The sequence below is a fragment of the Chitinolyticbacter meiyuanensis genome (assembly GCF_008033135.1).
In the GTDB taxonomy this organism is placed as follows: Bacteria; Pseudomonadota; Gammaproteobacteria; order Burkholderiales; family Chitinibacteraceae; genus Chitinolyticbacter; species Chitinolyticbacter meiyuanensis.
Genome location: NZ_CP041335.1, coordinates 2,295,166 through 2,321,620, shown reverse-complemented (window position 1 = coordinate 2,321,620; position 26,455 = coordinate 2,295,166). Strand labels below are relative to the sequence as shown.

At 64.3% G+C, this 26,455-nt stretch carries 19 protein-coding genes; 12 read left to right on the top strand and 7 right to left on the bottom strand.

Going from position 1 to position 26,455, the window contains the following annotated elements:
• Positions 1-3 precede the first annotated feature (3 nt).
• On the bottom strand, positions 4-1,110 hold the full coding sequence (locus tag FLM21_RS11070) for an ABC transporter substrate-binding protein (RefSeq protein ID WP_148715623.1): 1,107 nt from the start codon (positions 1,108-1,110) through the stop codon (positions 4-6).
• Positions 1,111-1,274: 164 nt separating this feature from the next.
• On the opposite strand from FLM21_RS11070, the gene FLM21_RS11065 reads away from it, so the two are divergent.
• The 6 genes from FLM21_RS11065 to dapD all read left to right on the top strand — a co-directional run bounded on the left by FLM21_RS11065 (position 1,275) and on the right by dapD (position 6,955).
• Positions 1,275-1,946 carry a response regulator gene (locus FLM21_RS11065; protein ID WP_148715622.1) on the top strand — a complete coding sequence of 224 codons (672 nt, stop codon included), beginning with the start codon at positions 1,275-1,277 and terminating at the stop codon, positions 1,944-1,946.
• Positions 1,943-3,346, top strand: a complete 1,404-nt coding sequence (locus FLM21_RS11060) for a sensor histidine kinase (RefSeq protein ID WP_148715621.1) — start codon at positions 1,943-1,945, stop codon at positions 3,344-3,346. Before FLM21_RS11065 ends, FLM21_RS11060 begins: the two co-directional genes overlap by 4 nt.
• Positions 3,347-3,373: 27 nt before the next feature.
• The gene (locus tag FLM21_RS11055; protein ID WP_148715620.1) at positions 3,374-3,994 is read left to right on the top strand and encodes a Smr/MutS family protein; all 621 of its coding nucleotides are present in this window, start codon (positions 3,374-3,376) and stop codon (positions 3,992-3,994) included.
• A 228-nt stretch (positions 3,995-4,222) separates the two neighbouring features.
• On the top strand, positions 4,223-4,750 hold the full coding sequence (msrA, locus tag FLM21_RS11050; protein WP_222846680.1) for a peptide-methionine (S)-S-oxide reductase MsrA: 528 nt from the start codon (positions 4,223-4,225) through the stop codon (positions 4,748-4,750).
• 169 nt (positions 4,751-4,919) lie between these two features.
• The gene (dapC, locus tag FLM21_RS11045; RefSeq protein ID WP_148715619.1) at positions 4,920-6,113 is read left to right on the top strand and encodes a succinyldiaminopimelate transaminase; all 1,194 of its coding nucleotides are present in this window, start codon (positions 4,920-4,922) and stop codon (positions 6,111-6,113) included.
• Positions 6,114-6,136: 23 nt separating this feature from the next.
• Positions 6,137-6,955: a 2,3,4,5-tetrahydropyridine-2,6-dicarboxylate N-succinyltransferase gene (gene dapD, locus FLM21_RS11040; protein WP_148715618.1), complete on the top strand. Its 819-nt coding sequence runs from the start codon at positions 6,137-6,139 to the stop codon at positions 6,953-6,955.
• Between the two features lie 89 nt (positions 6,956-7,044).
• On the opposite strand, the gene FLM21_RS11035 is transcribed toward dapD, so the two are convergent.
• Entirely contained in the window at positions 7,045-9,312 is a 2,268-nt protein-coding gene (locus tag FLM21_RS11035; protein WP_148715617.1) for a DUF1631 family protein, read from the bottom strand.
• 213 nt (positions 9,313-9,525) lie between these two features.
• Between FLM21_RS11035 and FLM21_RS11030 the strand changes: the two genes are divergently transcribed.
• The 4 genes from FLM21_RS11030 to FLM21_RS11015 all read left to right on the top strand — a co-directional run bounded on the left by FLM21_RS11030 (position 9,526) and on the right by FLM21_RS11015 (position 17,389).
• The gene (locus tag FLM21_RS11030) at positions 9,526-14,268 is read left to right on the top strand and encodes an NAD-glutamate dehydrogenase (protein ID WP_148715616.1); all 4,743 of its coding nucleotides are present in this window, start codon (positions 9,526-9,528) and stop codon (positions 14,266-14,268) included.
• A gap of 137 nt (positions 14,269-14,405) precedes the next feature.
• A complete protein-coding gene (gene prfB, locus FLM21_RS11025) occupies positions 14,406-15,509 on the top strand; it encodes a peptide chain release factor 2 (protein WP_148715615.1) in 1,104 nt (367 codons plus the stop codon).
• A 35-nt stretch (positions 15,510-15,544) separates the two neighbouring features.
• Entirely contained in the window at positions 15,545-17,050 is a 1,506-nt protein-coding gene (gene lysS / locus FLM21_RS11020; protein ID WP_148715614.1) for a lysine--tRNA ligase, read from the top strand.
• Positions 17,051-17,122: 72 nt separating this feature from the next.
• Entirely contained in the window at positions 17,123-17,389 is a 267-nt protein-coding gene (locus FLM21_RS11015) for a GIY-YIG nuclease family protein (protein WP_148715613.1), read from the top strand.
• 6 nt (positions 17,390-17,395) lie between these two features.
• Here FLM21_RS11015 and FLM21_RS11010 read toward each other — a convergent pair whose 3' ends face one another.
• Entirely contained in the window at positions 17,396-17,989 is a 594-nt protein-coding gene (locus FLM21_RS11010) for an arylesterase (RefSeq protein WP_148715612.1), read from the bottom strand.
• 114 nt (positions 17,990-18,103) lie between these two features.
• On the opposite strand from FLM21_RS11010, the gene FLM21_RS11005 reads away from it, so the two are divergent.
• Both FLM21_RS11005 and FLM21_RS11000 read left to right on the top strand, forming a co-directional pair.
• Complete coding sequence (locus FLM21_RS11005; RefSeq protein WP_148715611.1) at positions 18,104-18,976, top strand: mechanosensitive ion channel family protein; 873 nt, start codon at positions 18,104-18,106, stop codon at positions 18,974-18,976.
• On the top strand, positions 18,973-19,866 hold the full coding sequence (locus FLM21_RS11000) for a histone deacetylase family protein (protein ID WP_148715610.1): 894 nt from the start codon (positions 18,973-18,975) through the stop codon (positions 19,864-19,866). Before FLM21_RS11005 ends, FLM21_RS11000 begins: the two co-directional genes overlap by 4 nt.
• Before the next feature lie 572 nt (positions 19,867-20,438).
• On the opposite strand, the gene FLM21_RS10995 is transcribed toward FLM21_RS11000, so the two are convergent.
• The 4 genes from FLM21_RS10995 to FLM21_RS10980 form a co-directional block, all read right to left on the bottom strand.
• Entirely contained in the window at positions 20,439-21,011 is a 573-nt protein-coding gene (locus tag FLM21_RS10995) for a chalcone isomerase family protein (protein WP_187359866.1), read from the bottom strand.
• Between the two features lie 167 nt (positions 21,012-21,178).
• Positions 21,179-22,384, bottom strand: coding sequence for an acetyl-CoA C-acyltransferase (locus FLM21_RS10990; protein WP_148715608.1), 1,206 nt, complete (start codon positions 22,382-22,384; stop codon positions 21,179-21,181).
• Positions 22,385-22,571: 187 nt separating this feature from the next.
• Complete coding sequence (locus FLM21_RS10985) at positions 22,572-24,944, bottom strand: 3-hydroxyacyl-CoA dehydrogenase/enoyl-CoA hydratase family protein (protein WP_148715607.1); 2,373 nt, start codon at positions 24,942-24,944, stop codon at positions 22,572-22,574.
• A 59-nt stretch (positions 24,945-25,003) separates the two neighbouring features.
• Positions 25,004-26,365, bottom strand: coding sequence for an OmpP1/FadL family transporter (locus FLM21_RS10980; RefSeq protein ID WP_148715606.1), 1,362 nt, complete (start codon positions 26,363-26,365; stop codon positions 25,004-25,006).
• Positions 26,366-26,455: the final 90 nt, after the last annotated feature.

The following is a 26,455-nucleotide window of genomic DNA, read 5'->3' as shown; positions in this document are numbered from 1 at the left end:
CACTCAGCGATGGCCGATTTCGCGTCGCCAGCGCTCCAGCAATGCCGCCCGGTTGCGCTGGTCCTGGAAAGCCAGCAAGCCCAGCCCCGGCTGGATCGGCTTGAGGCTGTCGCCCAGTACCTTGGCAAGGCCGCTCGCGCCGAGTGCGTCGTCGCTGTCGTACCGGATCGACAACAGCTGCTGGGCGCTGAGCAACTGCTGGCCCTCGCGCGACAGCAGGAAATCCAGCCACAACCGGGCCGCGTTCGGATGCGGCGCGGTACGTGGGATCACTGCGATGCGGCTCATCACCAGCGTGTAGTCACGCGGGAATACGAAGCCGATGTCCGGATTGCGTTGCGCGTGCGCCAGCACGTACGAACCGATCGCGTTGTAGACGAGGTCGACCTCGCCGCTGGCCAGCGCATCGACCATTGCCTCGGTGGTGGTACTCAGGCGTACATCGGCTGCGCCCAGCCGGCGCACCAGTTGCCAGATCGCCTCGCCGCCGATGCGCTCGTCCTGTGCCAGGAAGCTGAAACCGACCGCTGAGCGCTCGATGTCATAGGTGGCAATGCGACCGCGCCAGCGTGCCGGCTGCGCCTGCAGCAGCCGCGCCAGCGCGAGATGGCTGTGCGGCACCTGGGCCTCCGGCAGGCGCTTTCGATGGTAGGCGATCACCACCGGCTCGAAGGTGGTGGCCCAGGCCTGGTCGCGGTAGTTCGCCCATTCCGGCAATGCCGCGCGCTCGCGGCTGCGATAAGGCTGGGTATGGCCATCGTTCACCAGCTTGATCTGCAGATCCATCGCCGAACTCCACAGCAGGTCGGCGCCGGCGTGGCGATGCGTCAGGTCGTCGAGGAAGCGGCGGTGCATGGCGAGGCTGCCCATCTCGCGATAGATGACGTCGATGCCGGGGTAGCGGGCCGTGAAGCGGGCGATCAGTGGGGCCACGCGCTGCGCGTCGGTCACCGAATAGATCAGCAGGCGGCCTTCCTCGCGCGCTTGGTGATACAGCGCTTTTTCGGGTGAGGGCAGCGCCAGCAACGCGATCGTGGTCAGCAGCAACAACAAGGGAATGCTCAGCGCTGCCAGCAACGGGTGGCGTGAACAGGGGAAAAGCAAGGGCATGCGCGCTCCGGTGGCAGAATACGCATCCACTTTTTCATACATCGTAATGCAACTTAACCTGCAATCCGCTTTCAACCAGCGCACCATCTGGCCGCGACTGAAGGCAGTAGCAAGGATGAAACCTTTCGTTCACATTCGCCGCAGCCTCACCCCGGAGCCCTGCCATGCGCATCCTGCTGGTTGAAGATCACAAGACCCTGGCAGAAGCCATCGTCACGGCGCTGAAGCAGGCAGGCTTCGCAGTCGATCACGCGGTCGATGGTGCCGAAGCCGACCATGTACTGCTCACCCAGTCCTATCAACTGGTCGTGCTCGATCTCGCATTGCCCCGGCTCGATGGCTGGGAGGTATTGCGCCGTCTGCGCAACCGGCGCAATCGCGTGCCGGTGCTGATCCTGACCGCCCACGGTGCCATCGAAGACCGGGTGCGCGGTCTCGATCTCGGTGCCGACGACTATCTCGCCAAACCGTTCGAGCTCGCCGAGCTGGAAGCCCGCGCCCGCGCGCTGATCCGCCGCGCCCATGGGCTGGAACAGGCCCAGCTGGCCTACGGCTCGCTCGGCTACGACACACTGGGCCGGCTGTTCACGCTCAAGGGCAGCCCGCTGGCGCTCACGCCACGCGAGCACTCGGTGCTGGAGCTCTTGATGCTGCGCGCCGGCCGCGCGGTGGCCAAGGAAACGCTGACCGACCAGGTGTTCGGCATGGAATCGGGCAGTGCCGAAGCGATCGAGATCTATGTACACCGGCTACGCCGCAAGCTCAGCGACGCCGATGTCGGCATCGTCACCCTGCGTGGCATCGGCTACATGCTCGAAGCGCAAGCGGCAGCATGACCCCGCGCAGCCTGCGGCGGCGCCTGGCGGTCGCCTTGCTGCTGCCGATGCTGCTGGTGCTGGTGCTCGACGCGGTCATCGTCTATCACCGGGCGCTGGAAGGTGCCTACACCGGGTTCGATCGCACGCTGTATGCCTCGGCACGCAGCATCCTCGACGGTATCTCCCTACGCCGTGGCGAGCTGCATGTGGCCTTGCCGCATGAGGCGCTCGAATACTTCGACGACAGCGCAGCGGTGCGGGTGTTCTACCGCATTAGCGACGAGCGCGGCCTGCTGCTCACCGGCTATGGCGACCTGCCGCACCCGGAAGGCCCGGCGCCAGAGCTCTATCAGCCGCGCTACTACGATGCCGACTACCACGGTGAGCGGCTGCGGCTGATCGCGATGCGCCAACCGGTACACGCGGTAGCGGCCATGCCCTCGCGCGTGGTCTGGGTCATCGTCGGCGAAAGCGGCGAGCTGCGCCGCGCCTTTGCCCGCAGCATGCTGCTCGACGCGCTGTGGCGCCAGGGTCTGCTGATGGCACTGATGACCGCCATCGTGCTCGCCGCCCTGCGGCGTGGTCTGGCGCCGCTGTGGCTACTCACCCGGGAAGTGCGCGGGCGCGGCGAGGATGACCTCGCGCCCTTCCCCACCCAGCAGCGCCCGGAAGAACTCATGCCGCTGGTGGCGGCGCTCAACCAGTACCTGGAACGGCTGCGGCGCATGTTGAAGGCGCGGCAGCGCTTCTTCACCGATGCCGCCCACCAGTTGAAGACCCCCTTGGCGGTACTGACCGCCCAGGCCGAGCTCGCCGAACGCGAACCGGACAGCCGCAGCATGCGCGGCCGCCTCGGCACCATGCGCCGCTCGCTGGAGGATGCATCGCACGGCGTCGGCCAGCTGCTGAAACTGGCCAGGCTGGAACAGGATGCCACTGGCCCGCTGCCGCTGACGGTGCTCGACCTCTCGGCCGCGCTACGGCAATGCGCGCTCGACTGGGTGGCCCTGGCACGGCGCCAGGGCGTCGACCTGGGCCTTGGCGACTGCGCCAGCCTGCTGGTGCGCAGCCATCCTTCACTGCTGCAGGACATGGTCGGCAACCTGATCGACAACGCCATCCGCTACGCCGGTCCTGGCAGCGCCATCACGCTGAGCGTCGAGCGTGACGCGGAATGCGCCGTGATCGTGGTGGTGGACAACGGGCCAGGCATCCCGCCTGCCGAACGGGAGCTGGTGTTTTCACGCTTTCACCGCGGCTCCACCGCGCAGGGTGACGGCAGCGGCCTGGGCCTTGCCATCGTCGCGGAGGTCGCCGCCCGCCATCAGGCACAGGTACAACTCGACGACTCTCCCGGCGGCGGCCTCACCGTGCGTATCGCCCTGCCGCTGGCGGCGCCGTGGCCCGTGCTAACCTAGGCGCACCTCAATCCCGGACGCCCTGGCATGGACGACGACGCCAAGCGCCTGCTCAAGCAACTGAAGAAAACGCTGCGCGCGGTACCCGCGCCGGTCGTGCGGCCGGCAACGCCACCACCACCGAGCGATCACGAGCTGTTCCTCGCCGCGGTGGCGGGTGCCAAGCCCATCAGCTGGGATCGCTACATCCACCCACCCAAGCGGCCCAGCCCCTGGCCGCTGCAACGCTGGCAGGACGAAGCGCGCGTGATGTCCGAGGCGATGAGCGATTTCTGGCCTTGGGATGAGCTGGAAAGCGGCGAGGAACTGCTCTACCTGCGGCCAGGCATGAAACTCGACACGCTCAAGCGGTTGCGTCGTGGCGAATGGGTGGTACAGGCAGAGCTCGACCTGCATGGCCATACCGTCGACACCGGGCGGCTGGCGGTTGCCGAATTCCTGTTGGGCTGCCGCCACCGCAACCATCGCTGCGTGCGGGTCATCCATGGCAAGGGTCTGGGCTCGAAGCAGAAGCAGCCGGTGCTCAAGCTCAAACTGAAGAACTGGCTGGCGCAGCGCGACGAAGTACTGGCCTTTGCTCAGGCCCGCTCGGTCGACGGCGGCAGTGGCGCGGTGCTGGTACTGCTCAAGGGCTGGCGCGAGCACTAAGAGACGCAAACAAAACCCGTCGGACTACGTCGCGCTCCCTTGCCGTACGTCTTGTAGCATCTAAATTGACCGAAGTCCGGACCGACCCTCAGACCGTTTCGCACCTCCTGCCAGAACCGCTGCGCTGGGGTTTTGCTGGCGGCGCCAAGCTTGGCATTGGGGGTGCATGGCCCCATCTGGCTTCCACGTGCCACTAACGCGCACTTCGCAATCCAAGGAGAAGCAATCATGAGCGAGATCGCAACCCTGGCCGGTGGCTGTTTCTGGTGCCTGGAGGCGGTATTCCAGCGCGTGCGCGGCGTCGAACGCGTGGTATCTGGCTACATCGGTGGCCATGTGCCCGATCCGGACTATCGCAGCGTGTGCGAGGGAAGCACCGGCCATGCCGAGGCGGTCCAGCTCCACTTCGATCCGGCCGTGGTCAGCTACGAGACACTACTCGACATTTTCTTCACCATTCACGATCCGACCACGCTGAATCGCCAAGGCAATGACGTCGGCACGCAGTACCGTTCGGCCATCTACTGGCATACGTTGCAGCAGGAAGTGGTTGCCAAGCATACGCTGGCGGGCCTCGCCAGCAGCCTGCCGGTGCCCATCGTGACCGAGCTGGTCGCTGCCCCGACCTTCTATCCGGCCGAGGATCACCATCAGAACTATTACAACCAACACCCCAATCAGCCGTATTGCATGGCCGTGGCAGCGCCCAAAGTGCAGAAACTGAAGCAATATTTCGCGCCACTGGTCACGGAGTAATCCCCGGCATCAACTCGCTAGAGGGCACCGTCGCTGCGCCATATCTGCTTCAATCCATACGCACCGGCAGTGCGTAGCGGCGGGCGCTGAGCCATACAGTGCGTGCATCGCGGGTTACGGCAAGATGTCCGCGCCGCTATAATCGGCGTTTTCCCCTACGCCTGCTGCCATGTCGCCGCGCCTTGCCGAGCTGCATCCCTACCCGTTCCAGAAGTTGCGTGAACTGTTTGCCGGCCTCACGCCCAATCCGGCGCTGAGCCACGTCAACCTGTCGATCGGGGAACCCAAGCATCCGACGCCGCAGTTGGTGAAGGATGCGCTGGTCGACAATCTGGATGGTCTTGCCGCCTACCCGGCCACACTGGGTTCGGATGCGCTGCGCCAGAGCATCTCGCGCTGGATTGCGCAACGCTATGGCATCGCCGCCCCCAACCCGGCCACCGAAGTGGTACCGGTCAACGGCAGCCGTGAAGCGCTGTTCGCCTTCGCCCAGGCAGTGATCGACCCGACCGCGCCGCAGCCGGTGGTGATCTCGCCCAACCCGTTCTACCAGATCTACGAGGGTGCGGCACTGCTGGCCGGAGCCGAACCCTATTACGTGAACTGCCTCGCGGCAAACCGCTTCCAGCCAGACTGGGACAGCGTGCCCGAAGCAGTCTGGGCGCGCACGCAGTTGGTCTATGTCTGCACGCCAGGCAATCCGACCGGTGCGGTGGCCAGCCTGGACGACTGGCGCACGCTGTTCGCGCTGTCCGATCGCTACGGTTTCGTGATCGCCAGCGATGAGTGCTACTCGGAAATCTACTTCGGTCGTGACAAGCCATTGGGCGGCCTGGAAGCCGCGATCAAGCTCGGTCGCGATTTCAGCCGTATCGTGATGTTCTCGTCGCTGTCCAAGCGCTCCAACGTGCCCGGCCTGCGCTCGGGCTTCGTTGCCGGCGACGCCAAGGTGCTCGAGCAGTTTCTGCTCTATCGCACCTACCATGGCTGCGCGATGAGCCCCACCGTGCAGGCCGCCAGTGCGGCAGCCTGGAATGACGAGGCCCACGTCGAGTACAACCGGCTGCAGTACGCCGCCAAATTCGAGGCCGTGACCGCCAAGCTCGGCCAGGTGCTCGAGGTGTCCTTGCCCGATGCCGCCTTCTACCTGTGGGCGAAGACGCCCTCCGGCCTGTCCGACACCGATTTCGCGCGCCGGCTGTATGCCGAGGAGCACGTGACCGTACTGCCGGGCAGCTTCCTCGCCCGCGAAGCCCACGGCGTGAATCCGGGCGCCGGCTACGTGCGCATCGCCCTCGTAGCCCCGCTGGCCGATTGTATCGACGCCGCCGAGCGCATCGTGCGCCTCGTCGGCCGCCTGTAAATCATCCCCAACCAGGAACCACCATGAGCCTGCAAAACGTCATCGAAACCGCGTTCGAAAACCGCGCGGACATCACGCCGGCCTCCGTCTCCGCCGAGCTGCGCGATGCCATCAACGAAGTCATCAATGGCCTCGACACCGGCAAGCTGCGCGTCGCCGAGAAGATTGCCGGCGACTGGCAGACCCATCAGTGGATCAAGAAGGCGGTGCTGCTGTCGTTCCGCATCAACGACAACGTGCCACTGGCCGGCGGCTGCACCCAGTACTTCGACAAGGTGCCGAGCAAGTTCGCCGACTACACCGAAGCGGACTTCCGCGCTGGCGGCTTCCGCGTGGTACCGAACGCCGTGGCGCGCAAGGGCTCCTTCGTTGCCAAGAACGTGGTGCTGATGCCGTCGTACGTGAACATCGGCGCCTATGTCGACGAAGGCACCATGGTCGATACCTGGGCCACCGTCGGCTCCTGCGCCCAGATCGGCAAGAACGTGCACCTGTCCGGTGGCGTCGGCATCGGCGGCGTGCTGGAGCCGCTGCAGGCCAACCCCACCATCATCGAGGACAACTGCTTCATCGGCGCCCGCTCGGAAGTGGTCGAAGGCGTGATCGTCGAGGAAGGCTCGGTGATCTCGATGGGCGTGTACATCGGCCAATCCACCAAGATCTACGATCGCGAAACCGGTGAAGTCAGCTACGGCCGCATCCCCGCCGGCTCGGTGGTGGTGTCGGGCAACCTGCCGTCCAAGGATGGCAGCTACAGCCTCTACTGCGCGGTGATCGTGAAGAAGGTCGACGAGAAGACCCGTGGCAAGGTCGGCATCAACGAGCTGCTGCGCGGTATCTGATGCCTTACCCCGACTACGGGGTCATGGCAAAAAAGCGGGGCGCCAAGGCGCCCCGTTTGTACATGTACAAAGTGTGCTCTGTGCCGGGATTACGCGCCCAGCTGTTCGCGGAGTTGGTTGAGGGCCCGATCGGTCGCGCTTTCCTCCACCTCCACCAGCCGCAAGCGGCCGGAATCGAGATGGGTATCGAGCTCCAGCCGCGTCAGCGTGAGGCCATTCTCGCCTTGGCGGTTGGTGAAGAGGAACCGGGTACCTTGCGGGCTGAGCCACGACAGGCGCAACCGCACCGTACGGTTGTCGTCGCTTTCCCACGTCACCCAGTCGCCACGCTGGATGCCGACCGGATTGACCGATGCCGGCATCGGTTGCGGCGCCGAGGCAGTCGCCTGCACTACCGGCGTTGGTTGTACCGCGACCGGTTGCGCCACAACGGTACCTTCGCTTGGCGCTTGCGGCGCCGGCTCGCTGGCCGCGCGCAATCCGCTGCGAATGGCGAGCGCATGGCACTGCACCAGTTGTGAGAAGAACTCCTTGGACGCGTCGGGGCTGATCCCTGCGCGGCGCGCACCCTGCTCCAGCGCCTTCAGCATGGCCGGCAGCGTGTTCACCAGCTGCAGCCGCTCCTCCGGCGTGGTCTTGGGGCGCAAGCTCCACAGCAGCTCATCCATCACGCGCACGTAGCGCCCGAACTCTTCTCCCGCTTCGCCTTCCGGCCCATACGCGGCAGCCAGCGCCCCCTTCCACCACACGGCGAGGAAGTCGCGTACCAGCGGCGGTGCGTCAGGGTTGATGTGCAAGCGGGCATCGACGAGTGCGCCGGCCGTCACGTTGGCCAGCTCCTGCACCTCGTTCTGGATCAGATCTTCGGCTGCGTCGCGGGTGCGGGCTTCGGCCGCTGCTTCCAGTTCGGCGTAGAACGATTCGATCCGGCCCAGCGCGGCATCGAAGGCGCCCAGGTCATCCTCGTAGTGATCGACCACCCAGGCCACCGCATCGGTGAAGGTCACCAGCACCGGGTCGTCCTCAGCCGGCTCGCCTTCCTTGTCCGCGAAGGCTTCTTCCAGCAAGTCGACGAAGCGACGTGCCGGATGCTGCTTGTCGGCGAAGAAGCCGGTATCGAGCAGCGCCACCTTGAGCACGGGGATCTGCAAACGCGCCAGCAGCTTCTTGGCGACATTGGGCAGGTTCGGATCCTCGAACAGCCGGTCGAACAGCATGGCGACGAGATCGAACGTCATCGTGTCGCCACGGCCCAACTCGCCCGCCCAGCGCGTGCTGCGCAGCAGGGTCAGCAGGTTTTCCGGCCGCCCCTGTACGTTGGTCGCGCCGGGGGGATCGTGCTGCAGGTTGTCGAGGAAGGAAAACCACTCCGGCCGCAGACTGTTGCTGCGGCTTTCGGCTTCACCCGTGGCCAACCGGACGAAATGTTGTGCCAGCTCGGCCGTGAGGCCATACGACGGCATGTAGGGCGCGCCTGCGGCACCGGCCATGCCTGCTGCGGGCATGCCATAACCAGCACCGAGCCCGCCACCGGCAGCAAAACCGCCCCCCATCATCCCAGGCGCAACGCTCCCCGCAGGATATCCACCTTGCGGCGTGCCATAACCGGCGTCCGGCATGGCCGGTGCAGCGCCCGCTTCCGGTCCTGCGCCCTGGCTCTGCGGCTGTTGCGGTCCAGTACGGCGCACCACGCCGCGCGTGGCGATCGGCTGCACGTTCTGCTGGATCAGGTATTGGTTGACGCTCTGATAGACGCTGGCCACGCGGTCGGACAACGCGGTCTCGAACGCTTGCAGCGCCACCAGCCGAGCCGATAGGCCGCTTTCCAGTTGGCGGCAGGCAGCGAGGAAGGCCTCGCAGATCGCCTCCGGGCTCAGCGGGTTGTTGATCGCGTCGTTCTCGTCGCGCGGCATCAGGCTGGCCAGGCGCTGCTCGAGCTGGGACAGCGTGTCGCCGCCCTTCTGCTTCAGTGCATTGGCAACGCGGCTGGCGGTGAGGCTTTCCTCGTAGTCGTCATTGGCGACGAGGCTGAGCTCGCCGGTATCGACCACCACTTTGAAAAAGCCACTGGCGGGGTTCTTGTTGCCGCTCCAGCGCTCGTTGAACGCATCGACGAACTGGTTGCGGAACGCACCGATGATCTCGAGCTTCTTGGCCTTGATCTCGGTACGGGCACCAAAATACACATCGCGCAATTCGCGATCGTGGGTGTTCTCCGCCAGCTCGAAGAACTTCTCCTCAAGCTCTGCGAAATAGCCATCGAGCGAATCGGAGAGCAACTTCAGCGCCATGTCGCGGCAGGCGGCCAGCGTGGCGCTCAATCGCGGTGGGGGTTGCGGGTTGCGAGCCTGTTGCATTCGGCTTCTCCGGGGTTTGAGCTGCTCTTGCCAAATATTAGCATGAGATGATATTCACTCCCTGTGTCAGTCGTACCAGAAAACCGTGCGTCCGTCGGAACGAACGGTCCGTCCATGCGTCACGCCGCCTTCCCCAATGCGGAAAACCCCAAAGGCGAAGCGCGATGCCCGCATATAGATTGAGGCGTGTCCCACAAGGATGTGCCCCAGCCCATGAGTTACCTGATCACCAGCCAGGAGCTGCTCCCCCTGCTCGCCATGGCGCCCGACAGCCTGCGCGAATTCCTGACCGCATACCATCGTAATCTCGCTCGCGAAGATTTCCAGTCCCGCGTGCCGGAAGACTGGATTGGCGCGGCGTGCGCGCACCATCGCTTCGGTGTGCAGCGCCTGCCGGGCCAGACGCTGTTGCGGGTCTACAACCCCAGCCTGCCCGAGCATGGCTGGGAGGGCAGCCACACCGTGGTCGAGGTGGTATCCGACGACATGCCCTTCCTCGTCGATACCGTGGCGATGGCACTGGCACGACGCGGCCACGCGGTGCATCTGGTAATGCACCCGGTGCTGACCAACGCCCGTGACGGCGCCGGCCAATGGCAAGGCCTATCCGCCGAGGGCAAGCCTGAATCGTGGATGCGCTTCGAGGTCGATCGCGCCTCGGACGGACGCGAGCTCGATGCGCTGCATGCCGAAGTGGCGCAGGCATTGGCGGCACTGGAAACGGCGGTGGCCGACTGGCCGGCGATGACCGGCGCATTGTCGAGCACACTGGCCGCGCTGCAGGATGCGCCGCCGCCACTGCCGGACGCTGAGCTGGCCGAAAGCCTCGCCTTCCTGGACTGGATGCTGGCGGGGCAATTCGTCTTCCTCGGCAGTCGCGAGTACCGCTTTGAGGACACCGCCTACGGCAAACAGCTGATGATCGTGCCGGGCTCGGGCCTCGGTCTGCTGCGAGACGAAGGCGTCGGCGGACCATCGCGCACCTTCGCCTCGCTGACCGACGAGCTGCGCGAGCTGGCCTACAACAACCAGACGCTGCTGATCCTGACCAAGGCCGACGTGCGTTCGGTGATCCACCGACCGGTCTATCTCGACATGGTGTGCGTCAAGCGCATCGCCGCCGACGGCAGCGTGATCGGCGAACACCGGCTGCTGGGCCTCTACACCGCCAGCGCCTACACCTCGCCGCCGCGCGAACTGCCCATCCTGCGGCGCAAGATCGAGCAGGTGATCCGGCTCTCCGGCGTCAATCTCTCCGGTCATCGCGGCAAGACGCTGCTCAACGTGCTCGATACCTACCCGCGCGAAGAGCTGATCGAGATCGGCGCGGAGGAGCTCGCCAGCATCGTGCAGGGCATCGTGTCGCTGCACGAACGGATGCGCGTGCGCACCTTCTTCCGCGACGACATCTACCGCCGCTACGTATCGATGCTGCTCTACATGCCGCGCGACAACTACACCACCGACGTGCGGCTGAAGGTGCAACGGTTGCTGCTCGATGCCCTCGATGGCGAAAGCGCCGAATTCAATGTACTGCTCACCGATGCGCCGCTGGCACGCATCCACTTCATCGTGCGTACCCCGCACGGCCAGATTCCAAACTACGACCCCGTCCAGCTGGAATCACAGATTGTCGAGCTGGCGCAGCGCTGGCAGGACGAACTGCGCCAGCAACTGCGGCAGCACAGCGGCGAGGAACTGGGGTCTGATCGCTACCAGCGCTACCAACGCGCCTTCCCTGCCGCCTATGCCGCCGACTATGCACCACGGCTGGCCGTACACGACATCGACGCGGTGGAGACCGTGCTCGGCAGTGAACGCACCACCGCCCGGCTCGTCGCCGCCAGCCATAGCGACACCCGGCTATGGCGGCTCAAGCTGTATCGCGCGGGGCCGATCGAGCTATCCGACTGCCTGCCATTGCTGGAAAACCTTGGCGTGCGGGTGCTCGACGAGAAGCCCTACGCACTCGCCTTCGATGACGGCCGTGGTGCCTGGATCGTCGATGTCGGCCTGCGCCTGCCGGCAGCCGGCATGCTCGAAGCCCCCGCCGCGCGGCAGCGCTTCGTCGATGCCTTCGTCGCCATGCTGGCTGGCCAGGTGGAAAACGATGCCTTCAACCGGCTGGTGCCGCTGGCCCATCTGGCCTGGCGCGAAGTCCTGCTGCTGCGCGCCTACGCCCGCTATCTGAAGCAGATCGGGCTCAATGTCGATATCGATACCGTGGCCGATTGCCTGCTGCGCCACGCTGACCATGCCGCCGCGCTGGTGCAGCTGTTCCACCTGCAGTTCGATCCGGCCGCACAGGATCTCGCGGCTGCCGACGCATTGGCGCTGCGGCTTGCCGCGGAGAGCGATGCACTCGTCAGCGTAGACGACGAGAAGGTGCTGTCTGCCTACCGGCACGCGTTGCGTGCCAGCTTGCGCACCAATTTCTTCCAGGCGGCGGGCAATGCGCCCAAGCCCTATGTTTCGTTCAAGCTGGCACCATCGCGCATACCGCGCATGCCGCAGCCGGTGCCGCTGTTCGAAGTGTTCGTCTACTCACCCGAGATCGAGGGCATCCATCTGCGTGGCGGCAAGGTGGCTCGAGGCGGCCTGCGCTGGTCCGACCGTCGCGACGACTTCCGTACCGAGGTGCTCGGGCTGGTGAAGGCGCAGATGGTGAAGAACACGGTGATCGTGCCGGTGGGCTCCAAGGGTGGCTTCGTGGTCAAGCACCCGCCGGCCGAGCGCGAGGCGCTGCTGGCGCGCGGCATCGAGTGCTACCAGACCTTCATCCGTGGCCTGCTCGATCTCACCGACAACCTGGTCGGCGGCGCCGTGGCACCCCCAGCCCAGGTGGTGCGGCTGGACGAGGATGATCCCTATCTCGTCGTCGCGGCGGACAAGGGCACGGCCAGCTTTTCCGATATCGCCAACGCCGTATCGCGCGACTATGGCTTCTGGCTGGACGATGCCTTCGCTTCCGGTGGCGCCAATGGCTATGACCACAAGAAGATGGGCATCACCGCGCGCGGTGCATGGATTTCGGTGGAGCGCCATTTCAGCGAGATCGGCGTCGATGTGGCGAAAGATCCCATCACCATTGCCGGTGTCGGTGACATGTCGGGCGACGTGTTCGGCAACGGTCTGCTGCGCTCGCGGGCGGTAAAGCTGGTTGCCGCGTTCGATCACCGCCATATCTTCATCGATCCCAACCCCGATCCTGCTGCTTCGTTCACCGAACGCGAGCGCCTGTTCGCGCTGCCACGCTCGTCGTGGCAGGACTATGACCCCGCGCTGATCTCGCAAGGCGGAGGCATCTGGCCGCGCAATGCGCGCATCATCAAGCTCTCGCCCGAGATCAAGGCGTTGCTAGCCATCGACGTGGACGAACTCGAGCCGGCCCCGTTGATCCAGGCCATTCTCCGGGCACCGGTTGACCTGCTCTACAACGGCGGCATTGGCACCTATGTGAAGGCCAGTACGCAAAGCCAGGCCGAGGCCAACGATAGAGGCAACGATGCGGTGCGCGTCGATGGCAAGGAGCTGCGTGCCAAGGTGGTGGCCGAGGGCGGCAACCTCGGCTTCACTCAGCTTGGGCGCGTCGAGTATGCGCTGGCCGGTGGACGCCTCTACACCGACGCCATTGACAATTCAGCCGGTGTCGACTGCTCGGATCGCGAAGTCAACATCAAGATCCTACTCGGCCGCATCCAGGCCTCGGGTGATCTCACCGACAAGCAGCGCAACGAGCTGCTCGCGGCCATGACCGCCGAGGTCGGCACGCTGGTGCTGCGCGACAACACACTGCAGACACTGGCGGTGGCGCTGGAGGCCGAGCAGGCGATCTCGCTGCTGCCCATCCACCAGCGCTTCATGCAGAAGCTGGAAAAGGACGGCAAGTTGTCGCGCCGACTGGAATACCTACCCAGCGACAGCCTGTGCCTGGACCGTGCGCAGGCCGGGATCGGCCTCACCCGGCCAGAATTGTCGGTACTGCTTGCCTACGCCAAGATCGTGATGAAGCAGGCCTTGCTGGCGAGCGAGCTCATAGACGAGCCGCGCTGGGACAAGCTGCTGGCCGATGCCTTCCCGGCTACGCTGGTCACCCGCTTCGGCGATCGCTTGCCCGAACACCCGTTGCGCCGCGAAATCGTCGCCACCGTGCTGACCAACCACATCGTCAACCGCTACGGTGTGACCTGTGTATTCCGCCTCGCCGAGGAAACCGGCAGCGAGACCGCGCGCGTCATCGATGCGCTCTACCAGGCACAATCGCTGCTGGAAACCGAAACGCTGGCGCGACTGGTCGAAGGACTGGTCGCGCGTGGCGTACCCACGGCCGAAGTCTACGGCCTGCTGCTCGGCGCGCGGCGCCAGACCGAGCGCGTAGCGCGCTGGCTGATTCAAGGCGCGTTCGACGCGGCCTCACTCGATCACCTGCGCACCTGCGCCGCGCTCAGCCTAGCGCAATTGCCGGAATGGCTGGTGCAGCAGGGCGTGGCACTCGCCAAGCGCGAGGCCTGGCTGTCGGCAGGCATTCCAGCCGACACCGCCGGGCGAGCGCTGGCGCTCGATTACGCCCTGCCCTTTTTGGAGCTGGCGCGTGGCACCGGCGACACCGGCTCACTGGCCGAGCGCATGCGGCTCTATCTGGCGTTGGGCGACGCACTGGCCTTCGACTGGCTGGCCGGTGCCATCGAACGGCTTCCGCGCGACAATCGCTGGCAGGCGATGGCACGCATCGCCGCGCGGGATGACCTGATGCGGCTGCACGTGGCCTTGGCGCAGGCCGCCTGGCAGACCAGCAATGGCGACATCGCCGAGCGCCTGATGCGCTGGCTTTCCGGCAGCGAGAACGCAACGTTGCAATGGCACGGCCTTTTGGCCGAGCTGCGCGAGAGCACGCCCGATCTCGCCATGATCTCGGCAGCGTTGCGCGAGCTCAAGGGGCGGCTCGTCGCAAGCTGAGCTACGCGGTCAAACCGTCGTCACAGGCGGGCTTAACCTTCTGTGACGCATTTCGGATAAGCGCCATGCCGCGCCGGTCGGACAGCCTCCCCGGCTCGCTGGTATAATCGCGGGTTTCGCGCAATCCGAGCCCAGTGATGGAAGCCGAACAGCTCAACCAGATCGTTGCCCACCTTGAAGACCTCGCCAACCGCGCCGAGGAACTGAAACGCTACCTCGACTACCCGACCAAATGCGATCGGCTGGAGGAAGTGGTTCGGCTCTCGGAAGACCCCGAGCTGTGGAACGACCAGAAAAAGGCGCAGGAGATCGGTCGCGAGCGCAAGACGCTGGAAGACGTGGTGATAGTGCTCGACGAAGTGGCCGGTGGCGCAAAGGATGCGCTGGAACTCTTCGAGATGGCACGCGGCGAGGATGATTTCGAGACCTGCGAAGCGATCGCCGCCGACGCGGCCGCGCTGGAAGAAAAGATCGCCAAGCTCGAATTCCGCCGCATGTTCAACAACCCGATGGACCCAAGCCCTTGCTTCATCGACATCCAGTCGGGCGCTGGCGGCACCGAGGCGCAGGACTGGGCCGGCATGCTGCTGCGCATGTATGTGCGCTACGGCGAACGCAAGGGCTTTACCGTCGAAGTGCTGGAAGAATCCGAAGGCGAAGTCGCCGGCATCACCAGCGCCACCATCAAGCTATCCGGCGATTACGCGTTCGGCTTCTTGCGCACCGAAACCGGCGTGCACCGCTTGGTGCGCGTGTCGCCGTTCGATTCGAACGCGCGCCGCCACACCTCGTTCTGCTCGGTGTTCGTCTACCCGGAGGTGGACGACAGCATCGAGATCGAGATCAATCCGGCCGACGTGCGTACCGATACCTTCCGCGCCTCCGGCGCCGGTGGTCAGCACATCAACAAGACCGACTCGGCGGTGCGACTGACGCACATCCCGACCAATACCGTCGTGCAGTGCCAGAACGACCGTTCGCAGCACAAGAACCGCGACGAGGCTTGGAAGATGCTGCGCGCCAAACTGTACGAGCTGGAACTGCGCAAGCGCATGGAAGCGCAACAATCGCTCGAAGCCGGCAAATCCGACATCGGCTGGGGCCACCAGATTCGCTCCTACGTGTTCGACCAGAGCCGGATCAAGGACCTGCGCACCAATTATGAAGTGGGCAACCTCAAGGGCGTGATGGACGGCGACCTCGACGGCTTCATCGAAGCCAGCCTCAAGCAGGGCGTGTAAACCCGCCCCTCAAGCTATTCAGTGGAATTACAACGATGAGCGAACAACAACAAGCCCTGCCCCAGGATGAAAACCAGATCATGGCCGAGCGCCGCGCCAAGCTTGCGGCGCTGCGCGAAGCCGGCCCGGCCTTCCCCAATGATTTCAAGCGCGAGCACTTTGCCGCTGACCTGCACGCCAAGTATGGCAGCCAGGAGAAGGAAGAACTCGACGCGCTGGCAGTCGAGGTCACCGTCGCCGGCCGCATGATGCTCAAACGCGTGATGGGCAAGGCTAGCTTCGCCACGGTGCAGGACGGCTCGGGCCGCATCCAGTTCTACATCAGCCGCGATGCGGTCGGTGAGGATGTCTACGCCAGCTTCAAGACCTGGGACATGGGCGACATCCTCGGCGCCACTGGCCGCCTCATGAAGACCAAGACCGGCGAATTGTCGGTCGAGGTGACGGCGCTGCGCCTGTTGACCAAGAGCCTGCGCCCGTTGCCGGACAAGTTCCACGGCTTGGCCGACCAGGAGCAGAAGTATCGCCAGCGTTATGTCGATCTGATCGTCAGCGAGCAGAGCCGCGATACCTTCATCAAGCGCAGCAAGATCGTGCAGAAGATCCGCGAGTTCATGGTGAACGAAGCGTATCTGGAAGTGGAAACGCCGATGATGCACCCGATCCCGGGTGGCGCCACGGCCAAGCCCTTCGTCACGCACCACAATGCGCTCGATATGGCGCTGTTCCTGCGCATCGCGCCGGAGCTGTACCTGAAGCGCCTGGTGGTGGGCGGCATGGAGCGGGTGTTCGAGATCAACCGCAACTTCCGAAACGAGGGGATGAGCACGCGCCATAACCCCGAATTCACCATGATGGAGTTCTACGAGGCCTACGCCGATTACCAGCGCATGATGGACCTCACCGAAGGCGTGATCCGCTACGCCGCGCGCGAGGTGCTGGGCCACACGGTAGTCGAGTACCAGGGCAAGACGGTCGATCTGTCCAGGCCGTTCGCCCGCTACACCATCGAACAGGCCATCTTGCACTACAACCCGCAGTACACCAGCGAACAGTTGAACGATCGCGCCTGGCTCAAGGCCGAGATCGCGCGCCTGGGCGGAAAATCGGTGCTGACTGATGGCATCGGCGGCCTGCAATTGAGCCTATTCGACGAAACCACCGAAGCGAAGCTGTGGGAGCCGACTTTCATCGTCGACTACCCGGCAGAAGTGTCGCCGTTGGCCCGCGCCAACGACGGCAATCCCGGCATCACTGAGCGCTTCGAGCTCTTCATGGTTGGGCGCGAGCACGCCAACGGCTATTCGGAGCTGAACGATCCGGAAGACCAGGCCGCCCGCTTCCAGGCCCAGGTCGACCTGAAGGACAAGGGCGACGACGAAGCCATGCACTTCGACGCCGACTACATCCGCGCGCTGGAATACGGCCTGCCACCCACCGGTGGTTGCGGCATCGGCATCGACCGCTTGGTGATGCTGCTGACCGATGCACCGAGCATCCGCGACGTGATCCTGTTCCCGCAGATGCGCCGCGAAGACTGAGCCTCAGTCCCCCAGCCCCCGATCAACGATCGGGGGTTTTTTGTTTCACCCGCGCTCCCCGTACCCTCGCCCATGCCGTGGTTCCTCTACGTGATCGAATGCCAGGATGGCAGCCTCTACACCGGCATCGCCACCGATGTGGCCCGGCGCTACGCCGAGCACGCCAGCGGCCGCGGCGCGCGCTATACCCGCAGCCATCCGCCGGCCACGCTGCTGGCCGTTCTGCCCTGTGCAGATCGGAGCGAGGCGCTGAAGCAGGAATACCGGCTCAAGCAGCTGAGCCCTGCACAAAAACGCGCGTTCTGCGCCAAACATCCAGCGCCGGTCGGGACGGTCTGAACAGCGCTACAAGGCACCGCGTTCGCGCAACGCGGCAGCAATCGCCTCGGCCAGCTGCTGGTAGCCGACAGCATTCGGATGGATCGGATCGCTCTTGAGCGTACGATCACCCAGGATGTCGGCCAGCGCCTGGTATTCCAGCGGCACATCGGTGGCATCGGCCACTTCGGTGTAGAGCTCGGCCGTCTTCAGGCCAAAGCCGGGCCTGGGCACGCCGATGAGCAGCACTGGTACACCGCGCGCGCGGATCTCCTCGACCATCGCGGTAAGGTTGGCGGCGGTTTCCGGCGCCGGTAGCCGCTGCAGGAAATCGTTGCCCCCCAGGCATAGGATCACCAGCGCAGGCCTGACCTCGTCGAGCACCGCATTCAGCCGGGCGCGGCCCTGGGCGCTGGTTTCGCCTGGCACGCCCTGGTTCACCACCGTGCGGCCGATCAATCCTGCCAGCACACTTGGGTAGTCCTGCCCCTGCTCTGCGCCCGTGCCGTAGGTCAGGCTGTCGCCGAACGCGAGCACTGTCGCGCCGGCGGGGATCTTGGGTAGCTTGGGTTGGCCGCAAGCGGCCAATAACAGGCAAAGCAGCAGAATCAGCTTACGCATGGCACCGTTACGCGAATGAAGAATGCTGCAGCGTAGTGACTGCCAGGGGTGTGGGGCAAGGGGCGCTGCTAGAATGGGCGCGTTACCGGCCGCCGCCGGAGATGAGGAGTCTGCATGTTGGTCCAGTGGTTGCCCGATTTCGTCGACAAGGTATTCCTGCGCGATCTCGCCGCCTCGACGATCTTCCTCGTCATCCTGATGGTGCTGCGCACATTGATCCGGCATGCGGTGCTCAAGCGCGCGGATCTGGGCCCGGAGGTAAAGCGGCGCTGGCTGGTAACGCTGCGCAATTCCTGGCTGGTGATCTTCATGCTGGGCATGGCGCTGATCTGGGCCAACGAGATCGAGACGCTGGCAGTGTCGCTGGTGGCCATCGCTGCCGCCATCGTACTGGCCACCAAGGAAATGATCCTGTGCCTGATGGGTTCGATCTACCGGACCAGCACGCATGCCTACACGGTGGGCGACCGCATCGAGATCAACGGGCTTAAAGGCCAGGTCATCGACACCAATGTGCTGTCGACCACGCTCGTCGAATCGAGCCAAGCCATGGCCAACAAGGGCACGGTGGGCCGCGGCATCACTTTTCCCAACAGCATGCTGCTGTCGCAGCCTGTTTACAACGAAACCATGCTGGGCAGCTACGTGATGCATACGCTGCACATCGACATCGGCCGCAGTGCCGACTGGGAGGGTGCGGAGCTGGCACTGCTCACCGCCGCCCAGGCTGTAGTGGCCAGCTACAGCGAAGACTTGAGCCAGCATGCGCGCGAGCTGCAGCGTGGCTTCGGACTGGAGGCGCCAACGCTGGAGCCCCGCATCAAGATCACGCTGGATGATCGCGAGGCGATCGGCCTGCATCTGCAGCTGCCGGCACCGCTTGGCCAGCGCGCCCGTGTCGAGCAGCAGATCCTGCGCGAGTTTTTGCGCACCACCTCCCCGGCCCACGCCGCGCGCCAGCCAGATGCCGACGCCGAACCGGCGTGAAGATCTATCGCACCGATCAGCATCCACTCCCGCTGCCGCCGGGCCATCGCTTTCCCGTCGAGAAATACCACCTGCTGTATGAAGCGGTGCGCGAGTTTGCCGCGCCGTTGATCGTCGATGCACCCGCCGCCAGCGATGCAGCGCTGCTGGCGGCGCACGACGCCGGATATCTTGCCCGCTTGCAGCACGGTACGCTGAGCCGTGCCGAGGAGCGCGCGCTGGGCCTGCCGTGGTCTAACGAATTGCTGGTACGTTCGCGCCACTCGGTCGGCGCAACCATCGCAGCCTGCAGCACTGCGCTGAACGAAGGCTGCGGAGTGTCGCTGGCAGGCGGCACCCATCACGCGTATGCCGATCATGGCAGCGGCTTCTGCGTCTTCAACGACAGCGCGGTTGCATTGAAGCTGCTGCTGCAGGCGGGGGCGCTACAGCACGCACTGGTGATCGATCTCGACGTACACCAGGGCAACGGCACCGCTGCGATGCTGGCCGACGTGCCGAGCCTGTTCACCTTTTCCATGCACGGTCGCAACAACTTCCCGTTCCAGAAGGAAATGAGCGATTGGGATATCGAGCTCGACGATGGGTGCAACGATGCACGCTATCTCGATGTACTCGCCGGCAGCCTGCCGCAGCTGTTTACGCTGGCGCGGCCGGAACTCGTGATCTACCTCGCCGGCGCCGATAGCTACCAGGGCGATCGCTTGGGCAAATTGTCGCTTTCCACCGCCGGCCTTGCAGCACGCGACGCGCTGGTGCTCGATCATTGCCAGCGTTTCGGCATCCCGGTCGCCATCACCATGGGCGGCGGCTATGCCACGCCGATCGCCGATACCGTCGCCATCCAGGCCACCACGGTCCACGCCGCCTGTCTGCGTTACGCCAGTTGATCAATCCGACACGTTGGCAGCCGGCAAAAAAAACGCCCAGCTGGCACACCTTACGGCGGCGAGACTGGGCACAGGATGGAGGAGTCGATAAGCGATCAAGGGGATCGCTGAAAAACAGATGAAGCTAAGCAGCACGGCTGCAGGCGCCGGGATAACCCTCCCCGCGCAAGGGGGATCAACGATCCAGCGTCAGACGCCAGCCGTAGGATTTGATAAGCAGACGTTGAGCAGATTCAGCGTTGCGGAAAATTCGGAACAAGGTACGCATGGTGTTCTCCTGTTATGGGTCTCACCCTTCTGGAGTGCTTGACCTCAAGTGGTGCAGCCCGTTGGCCACAGAACGAACTGTACGCGGACTACATTTTTGGTGCAAGTATTTTGTAGAAAAACTACGTATATACACACGTTTCAATCTGTAACTGGCTACGTAAGTTTTTATATTTTCTTTTATTTTCATCACGTTGAAATGTAGCAAAGCAATATGGAGCAAAACTACATCAGTAGCAAAACTACGGCACAAAAAAAGGGCCGGCGATTGCCGGCCCGCACCACGAGCGATCAAACAGCTGATTTCAGCTTCCTAGCAGCTTGTTCTTCAAGCCACCTTGGACTGGGTCCTTCCCCAACCAGATCGACAGCATGGCACTAGCGAAATCGTCGCCGGCAATCACCGGGTAGGCCTTGCCACGTACGCTGACGCGCGTTCCTTGGCCTGGAATGAAATCGAGCTGGATGCTGTCGCCCTTGCCGACCGACTTCACTTCCTTGAACAGCCTGTCGAGCGCTTCGAGCTGGGCGGCATACTGCTTGAGGCCAGCCTTGCCCACGTTGTCGGTCAGGCCATCAACGAAGGATTCATGCATGGTCGCTGCCGACACTTCTCGTAACATCTTCAATTCCACGCGCCGAGGTGTGCCAGCCTTGATCACCGCGTTCGCATCAGTGGTCTTGGTGCTGGTATAGAGCGCTGCGACATAGACATCGACCACGATCTTGGTCCGCACCCCGGCGCCGTTCAGCACCAGATTCTGGCCTGCCACGCTGGCTTGGTCCGCGACATTCACGCCGCCCACCTCGACAGCCTGCGCGACATGCAGGGCCAGCGTCAGCGTCGCAGCCAGCAGGGTCTGTTGCATCGTTTTCATCTGTTCCCTCCTCGGGCAAAAAAACGCCCACGGGCTGTTCGCGCCGTGGGCAAAGACAGGCAGAGCAAAGCGGAACCCAAGCCGGATGGCCCGGCCGGGTAAAATGCGAGAAAAGGCGTGGTCGCGCCGCATCACCGTGGCCGCCGGACATCGCCGGCGGCCTCGCATCACAGAACCTGAATGATGCCGGCAGCGCCCATGCCGGTGCCGATGCACATGGTCACCATGCCGTACTGGCCGTGCATGCCCTTGCGGCGCATGCCGTGGACCAGCGTGGCAGTGCGGATGGCGCCGGTGGCGCCGAGCGGGTGGCCAAGCGCGATGGCGCCACCATTGGGATTGACCCGGCTCATGTCGAGCCCCAGATCGCGGCTCACCGCCAGTGCCTGCGCGGCAAAGGCTTCGTTGAGCTCAATCCAGCCGAGGTCATCGAGCTTGAGGCCGGCGAGCTTGAGCGCGGCCGGGATCGCCTCCTTGGGCCCGATGCCCATGATGGCCGGTGGCACACCCTTCACGGCAAAGGTGGTGAACTTGGCCAGCGGCGTGAGGTTGAACTCCTTCAGCACCTTTTCCGACACCAGGATCACCGCACCGGCGCCATCGGACATCTGTGAGCTGTTGCCGGCAGTGACCGAGCCCTTGGCGGCGAATACCGTCTTGAGTTTGGCCAGGCCCTCGGCGCTGGTATCGCGGCGCGGGCCTTCGTCGGTGGTCAGCGTCTTCTTCACCAGCTCCACCTCGCCGGTAGCGAGATTGGGCACGCGATAGGTGGCATCCAGCGGCGTGATCTCGTCGGCAAAGGCGCCCGATTCAATGGCGGCCAGCGCGCGGCGGTGCGATTCGACGGCGAACGCGTCCTGATCGTCACGGCTCACCTGCCATTGCTCGGCCACCTTCTCGGCGGTGAGGCCCATGCCGTAGGCGATGGCGAAGTTCTCATCCTTGGCGAAGAACTCGGGATTGAGCGCCACCTTGTTGCCCATCATCGGCACCATGGACATGCTCTCGGTGCCGGCGGCAATCATCACGTCGGCTTCGCCGAGGCGGATCTTGTCGGCCGCCATCGCTACGGCGTTGATGCCGGACGAGCAAAAGCGGTTGATGGTAACGCCACCCACGGTATTGGGCAGGCCAGCCAACAGCACGCCGATGCGCGCCACGTTCATGCCCTGCTCGGCTTCCGGCATGGCGCAGCCGACCACCGCATCCTCGATACGCGCCGGATCGAGCCCCGGCACCTGGGCCAGCGCACCCTTGATCACGTGGGCCAGCATGTCGTCCGGCCGCACATGACGCATCATGCCGCGCGGCGCCTTGCCTACCGGCGTGCGGGTCGCCGCGACGATGTAGGCTTCCTGAATCTGTTTGCTCATGAGGAGCTCCTGATTTGCTTTTGGGCGGTCTGCGAACCGCCTTGATTCCAGAATCTGCGGAGCTGCGGAAAGGCCGTGGTGCAGGGCAAGGAATGGGGGTGGAGAGGCCGCGCAATGGGCTGATGCCCATGAGCAACCGAACCAGCCCCGATGACGCCGCCATGCGCCGCGGAGGCCCGCAGATCGGTTAGTTTCGGAGCGGTTTGTTATTCTCGAGCATGTACATGATCCGCTCCTGGGTCTTGCCCTTCTTCAGGAGCCCCATGAAGCGCTCGCGTTCCAGCTTGAGGATCCACTCCTCGTTCACCTGCGTGCCGGCATCGACATCGCCGCCGGTGACCACCTCCGCGATCTGCACGCCGATGTGGTAGTCGTACTTGGAGATGAAGCCGCCTTCCAGCATGTTGATGAGCTGACCCTTGATGGTGGCAGCGCCTGCACGGCCGGCCACCGGGAAGGTCTTGGGCTTGACCGGTGGCCGGTAGCCGGTAGCAGCCAGCGCCCGCACCTGCGCCTGGGCAACGAACAGCAGCTCGTTGGCGTTGAACAGCACGATATCCGACTCCTTCAGATAGCCGATCTGCTGGCCCTCCTCGGCACTGGTGCCGACCTTGGCCATCGCCATCGCCATGTAGTAATCCTTCAGCGAGGCCAGGATGTCGCCGCCCTTGGCTTCACGACTGGCGCGCAGCGCGAACTCCTTGCAGCCGCCACCGGCCGGCAGCAAGCCCACGCCGACCTCGACGAGGCCGATATAGGTTTCCACCGCCGCCACCACGCGGGCGCAGTGCATCAGGAATTCGCAGCCACCACCGAAGGCGTAACCTTGGGCAGCACCGACCACCGGCACCTTGGCGTACTTGATCGCCATCGAGGTGTTCTGGAATTCGGCAACCATGTTCTCGATCGCGCCGAAGTCACCGGTCATGAAGGCCGGCCCCATGCTGGCGAGGTCAGCCCCCACCGAGAACGGTGCTTCCGGATGCCAGATCACCAGGCCCTGGAAACGCTCCTCGGCGATCTTGATCGCGGCTTGCACGCCGGCCAGCACATTGGCGCCGATGGCGTGGGCCTTGGTGGTGAACGTCAGCACCGGGACATCCGGCGCCGCAGGCGGCAGCCACAGCCGCACGCTGTCGTTCTCGAACACGGTCTCGCCGTAATCTGGCTCGGCCTCGCCGACCAGTTGCGGCGGATAGAGCTGGCGACCGTACACCGACAAGGTCGAGCGCTCGATCAGCTTGCCCTGCGCCGCGCTGTAGCTGCCGGCTGGCGCATGCACGCCGTCCACTTGGCCAACCCAGTCCGGCAAGGCGCTCTTGGCCATGCTCTTGCCGGCGGCGATGTCGACGGCGACGGCCTCGGCCACCGCCTTCCAGCCGGCGGCCTGCCACAACTCGAACGGGCCCTGCTTCCAGCCAAAACCCCAGCGGATGGCGAAATCGATATCGCGCGCCGAATCGGCGATGGTCGGCAGCAGGGTGGCCACGTAGTGCCACACGTCGCGCAGGCAAGCCCAGAGGAATTGCGCCTCCGGATGGCTCGATTCGCGCAGCGCCTTCACCTTGGCGGCCGGATCGTCGAGCTTGAGGATGGCCTTCACCTCGTCGCTGCCCTTCTGGCCGGCTTCAACGTACTCGCCCGCCTTGGGGTCCAACACGAACAGCGCCTTGCCATCCTTCTTGTAGATGCCGGCACGGGTCTTCTGGCCCAGCGCACCCTTCTCGATCAGTGCGGCCAGCCAAGCCGGGCTCTGGTAGTAGGCCGCCCAGGGGTCATGGGGCAGGTTGTCGGTCATGGTCTTCACCACATGGGCGAAGGTATCGAGGCCGACCACATCCGCGGTGCGGAAGGTGGCCGACTTCGGCCGGCCCATGCGCGGGCCGGTCAGGTCGTCGACCACATCGAAACGGATACCGAACTGTTCGGCGTGATGAATCGTTGCCAGCATCGAGAACACGCCGATGCGATTGGCGATGAAATTGGGGGTGTCCTTGGCCCGCACCACACCTTTGCCGAGGCGAGTGACGAGGAAGCTTTCCAGGTTGTCGAGCAGTGCCGCGTCGGTCTTCAACAGCGGGATCAGCTCGACCAGATACATGTAGCGCGGCGGGTTGAAGAAGTGGATGCCGCAAAAGCGCGATTGCAGCGCCGCGGGCACGCCATCGGCCAGTTTTTGGATCGACAGACCCGAGGTATTGGTGGCGAGGATGGCGTGATCGGCGAGATGCGGGGCGATCTTGGCATACAGATCCAGCTTCCAATCCAGCCGTTCGGCAATGGCTTCGATCACCAGGTCGCAGGACTTGAGCAGTTCGAGGTCCGAACCATAGTTGGCTGGCTGGATAAGCTCGGCGCGCATGGCGGACATCACTGGCGCGGGCTTGAGCTTCTTCAGGTTGTCGATCGCCTTCAGCACGATGCCGTTGGCGTCGCCCTCCTTGGCCGGCAGGTCGAAGAGGACGGTCTCGATACCGGCGTTGACGAGATGGGCAGCGATCTGTGCGCCCATGACGCCGGCGCCCAGTACCGCGACGCGGCGGATATGCACGTTGGCCATGTTGGTGTGGACCTCGCAGTGATAAAGAGCCGGACGGGGTCGCCGCCCGGCGGGTGGGATCAGAAGCGGTGGTTGTATTGGGCGCCCAGCGTGATCGAGTTCACGTCGTACTGGCCGCTGACGGTGGAGCCGTTCTCGTCGGTCTGATCGATCGGTGCCTTCTTCAGCGAGACGTAGATCGCAGCCAGATCGATCGAGCTGTGGTCGGTCAGCGCGTAGTTGGCACCAACGGCGAACCAGGTACGGTCGCTATCCGGGATGCCCGGGATGCGGTTGTCGTTGTCCTCGGGCGACTGGTCATACGCCAGACCGCCGCGCAGCAGCCACTTCTCGTTGAGCTGGTAGGTGGTCCCGATCGAGTAGCGATTGGTGTCCTTCCAGTCGGTTTCGGTCACGGCATCGGCACGGCCATCGAGCTGTACGCGGATTTCCTGCAGCCGCGAATGCTTGGTGCGGGTGTAGTCGGCCATCACCGCCCATTGCTCGTTGATCTGGCGGAAGCCGTTGATCGAGAACGATTCGGGCGTATCGATGTTCAGCTTGGCACCGGTGTCCTGGTACTGCGCGTTGAGGCGAGCCTGGATCACGCCGGCAGCCGGGCCGAGTGCTGCGATCGAGCCGAAGGTCTGCGGCACGGTGAAATCGGCATCGCCATCGAGTTTGTGCTTGATGCGCGAACGATAGGCCACGCCGACGCGAGTGTTCTCGTCGATCTCGAACAGCGCGCCCAGGTTGAAGCCGTAGCCGATGTCGTCACCCTTGATCACGACGCTGCCGTCGTAGGTGGGGTTTGCACCCAGCAGCGGCACCAGGCCCGGGTTACCCAGCTGGCCGGCCACGCCGGTACCAAAGTCGATGGCCTTGGACAACTTGCCCTTGATGTACTGGACGCTGACGCCACCACCGATGGACACCACGTTGTTCACCTTGTAGGCGATCGACGGGTTGATGTTGACGGTCTGGACTTGGTTTTCCAGCGAGTTGTAACGGCCGACCCAGTTCTCGTCGTAGTCGCTGTGCGAGCCGAACGGAACGAAAATGCCGAGGCCGACGGTCAGCGCATCGTCGATCTGGTAGGTGCCATAGAAATGCGGCACCGGCGTGGTCGGGCCGAAGTTGCCGCCATTGTTGCCGGCGATTGGCTGGCCTGCGGCACTGGTGCTGCCATCGTTGGTGAATTCACCATCCGGGATGATGACGTTGAGCACGCCGGTGAGGTTGGTGCCCTTCAGCCGCGTCATGCCGGCGGGGTTGTAGAAGATGGTCGACGCATCCATCACTTGAGCGGCACCCGAGTTGGCCACGCCCTGGTTACTGGCGCTCTGGGTACCGAAGTGGTAACCCGAAGCACCTGCCTGACCGGCAATGAGTGCCAGCGAACCGGCGCCGATCATGCGTACCGCTACAGCGATTTTTTTCATTCTCGTGCTCTCCTATTTGTGCAGCTCGCGCTGCGTCGTCCCCGTTTAGGTTTTGTTAGGTTCGCCGGACCGCCCAGTCAAGACCGGGCG